Annotated in this window: 4 protein-coding genes and 1 pseudogene; all 5 read right to left on the bottom strand. The window is 34.7% G+C overall.

The genetic code is table 11. The features are described 5' to 3' along the window. A pseudogene (locus ABZA26_RS12210) lies at nt 1–318 on the bottom strand (hypothetical protein); the annotation flags it as partial. Then, nucleotides 309–515, bottom strand: a complete 207-nt coding sequence (locus tag ABZA26_RS12205) for a hypothetical protein (protein WP_372714791.1) — start codon at nt 513–515, stop codon at nt 309–311. The gene ABZA26_RS12205 and the pseudogene ABZA26_RS12210, both read right to left, overlap by 10 nt. After that, on the bottom strand, nt 499–762 hold the full coding sequence (locus ABZA26_RS12200) for a hypothetical protein (protein ID WP_372714790.1): 264 nt from the start codon (nt 760–762) through the stop codon (nt 499–501). The genes ABZA26_RS12205 and ABZA26_RS12200 overlap by 17 nt, the downstream gene beginning before the upstream one ends. A gap of 120 nt (nt 763–882) precedes the next feature. Continuing rightward, on the bottom strand, nt 883–2,364 hold the full coding sequence (locus ABZA26_RS12195; protein WP_372714789.1) for an ArdC family protein: 1,482 nt from the start codon (nt 2,362–2,364) through the stop codon (nt 883–885). After that, nucleotides 2,357–2,530 (bottom strand): hypothetical protein, encoded by a 174-nt coding sequence (locus ABZA26_RS12190; RefSeq protein WP_372714788.1) that lies wholly within the window; start codon nt 2,528–2,530, stop codon nt 2,357–2,359. The genes ABZA26_RS12195 and ABZA26_RS12190 overlap by 8 nt, the downstream gene beginning before the upstream one ends. Between the last annotated feature and the right edge of the window lie 106 nt (nt 2,531–2,636).

Genomic DNA, 2,636 nt, shown 5'->3' with positions numbered 1-2,636 from the left:
TAAGCCCTTCTTATTTTCAGACCCGTCTACTATATACTCGAAAGTCCTGTATGCTGTCTCGAAACACTGGCCTATATCTCTTTCTTTGCGATACATAGATAAATACTTATAAGCTTCGTTTATATCCAAATTAAAGTAAGAGCCGAAGATGAGAGTACATAACTCAGCTTCAGACTCTTTCAGATTCTTTGTAAGCTTATATCTATTTTCTTTATAGTGATTCCAAAAATGTGTAAATTCGTGTATAAGTACTTCTGCCATATCTACAAAATTGTCAGTGGGTTTTACGTAGATATTTTTACCGTCTGTCATACCCATGGCTCTGTCTCTTTTATACTTATATCTATACTGGGTAATGCTACAGCCTCAGAAGTGGCTTCAACCTGTGAGATATCAAATACAGTTCCCTTCTTAAACCCGTAAATAACTTTCTTCTCTGTGGAAGTCTTTTCATCTTCGTTATTTTTTATAATAGGTATCAGTATAGATAAACCTTTCTCACCTTTTCTGACCAAATACCCCCAGGCTTTTCCATTTATTATACCCAGCCACATAGCTTGCCTCAGGACATTGCTTATATATGAGAACGCTGTTGTTCAGACTGTAAGAATAGAAGTGCTGCCTTCTGAAGTCTATAAACTTTTTAAGCTCATCAGAGTTCTCCAGGAAGCTCTGAATTTTATCTTTAATGGTTCCTTTGATTTCTTTCATCTGTTTCTTAAAATATTTTCTTTTTTCTTCCTTACTGTATTTTTTAGCCATTTTTATCCCTCCGAACAAAAAGAGAGCCCTGAAAAGGCTCACAAAATAATAATAAAAAATCTGTAATTTTTTATTATTATAGGACAATATAAACCAATCTATATTTACACTGTTCTTTTTTTACCGCTCCAAGTCCCTGCTTCTTTCTCTGGATTTACATTTATGTGGATATATTATTTTTCCTATAGTTTTAGGCTGTTTTTGTTTCTCATTTTTTAGCTCTTTTGATTCTAGATTTTTTACCATTTTTTCTATGTCTTTTTCCATATTTTGCAGTTCTCTGCCAAATTCTTTCTCACTTATATCATGCTTAGAACACCAGTACTCTTTTTGATTATTCAGAGCTTCTAAATGCTCGTTAAAACGAAATTTAAGAGCAGATGACACTTTGGTATGGCCTCCAAACTCTCCGATTCCCAAATCATATCTCACAGCCTCATTGTTATCTTTCTCGTATTCTCCCAGCTTAAAAGTAAACTTGGTCTTGTAAAATGTAGTTTTAGAATTTTGGTTATTATTTTGAAGATATTTTTTTTTATCTAAATCGACAACTTTTTCAAGATACTCATATGCCTTTCTTCCCCTAAGGATAGTATTGTCTTCTATTCCAAGCTCAGACTTTGCCTCGCTATAGTGGTGTCTGACTACAAGTCCTCTGAAAGGATCAATTTTTAATGGTTTTTCTATCAGTTCCTGGATTTTTTCCTTCTCAGTTTCTCTATAGTTTACTATCAGCCTGTCAGATATCTTTTCTGCATCAGCTGCAGCTCTTGAGATTTCATTTGGATCATTTTTCAAAACTTGAATCCATGATTTTATATAAGCAGAGTGATTGTCAATTGTTGCATCCAGTTTTAGATTTAAATTATTTTGAGTGAAGACTGAAGACAATTCAGCCCTTAGCTCCTCTTTGGCATAGAGCTCGTCCCCAAAGGATTTACCTTTTTTTCTGTTCAACCTCGATTCATGACCAGTACTGTGGGCCATCTCATGTATAAGAGTAGCTGTAAATTCCTGAGGTTTCTCAAAGGAATCCCTAAGAGGAAGGTATATTTTATCTTCAGATGGTCTATAAAAAGCCCGGTCGGTGGCCATTTCATTGATTTCACATTCTGAAGATTTTATCAGCGTATCGTTTATAAACCTGAGTTCACTGCTCTCTACGTTTTCTCTTTTAGATAGCTCAGGTATACCATCGATATCTGTCCCGTTAAACAAAGTGAATGAGTTTCCAAAAGGAATTTTAAGTTTTTCTTTTTTTATTATTTCATTTCCTTCTGAGTCTTTTTCTTTTACCTCTTTTTCAAATTTCCAATATTCACATGATACTCCTTTGGAGCCTTTTTTGACTTGCCACCCCTTTTCCTGAGCCTGTTTATAGGTCATCCATCGTGGATCCGTGGATTTAGAATCTTCTGCCGCCATCATCAACTTGATCCTGTTGTACCCTTTATAATTTGTCCCGTTGGTAGGGTTATAGGGAGTTAAAAGTTCTGAATTCCATCCCTTTTTCCATATAGAGCCTTCCTTTTCTAGATTTTCTATTATCTGATTGGTCAGTTTTTGACGTTCCCTCTTTATTTTCTCTTGCGTTTTATTCATCAGGACGTTCACCTTTACCTATGAAATAACTTAAATCCGCTTCAAACCACTCCCCATCCATATCCTCTTCTGAGACTACACCAGAATTGTCAGTAATTCCAATATCATCTTTTATTATTTTATGTTTGATCCCAATTACCCTATATTCAAATTTATTTTTTTCCATACTTGTCCCCCTGTTTATAATTATTTTTTCTTTTAATCAGTGTTCTAGTTCCCGCTTCGTTATAACCTTTCTTTTCATGCAGATCCCTTTTCTTGAACTGGATAAG

Source organism: Ilyobacter sp., from assembly GCF_041583315.1.
In the GTDB taxonomy this organism is placed as follows: Bacteria; Fusobacteriota; Fusobacteriia; order Fusobacteriales; family Fusobacteriaceae; genus Ilyobacter.
The sequence above is the reverse complement of the archived record's forward strand: the minus strand, read 5'-3'. Positions and strand labels throughout refer to the sequence as shown.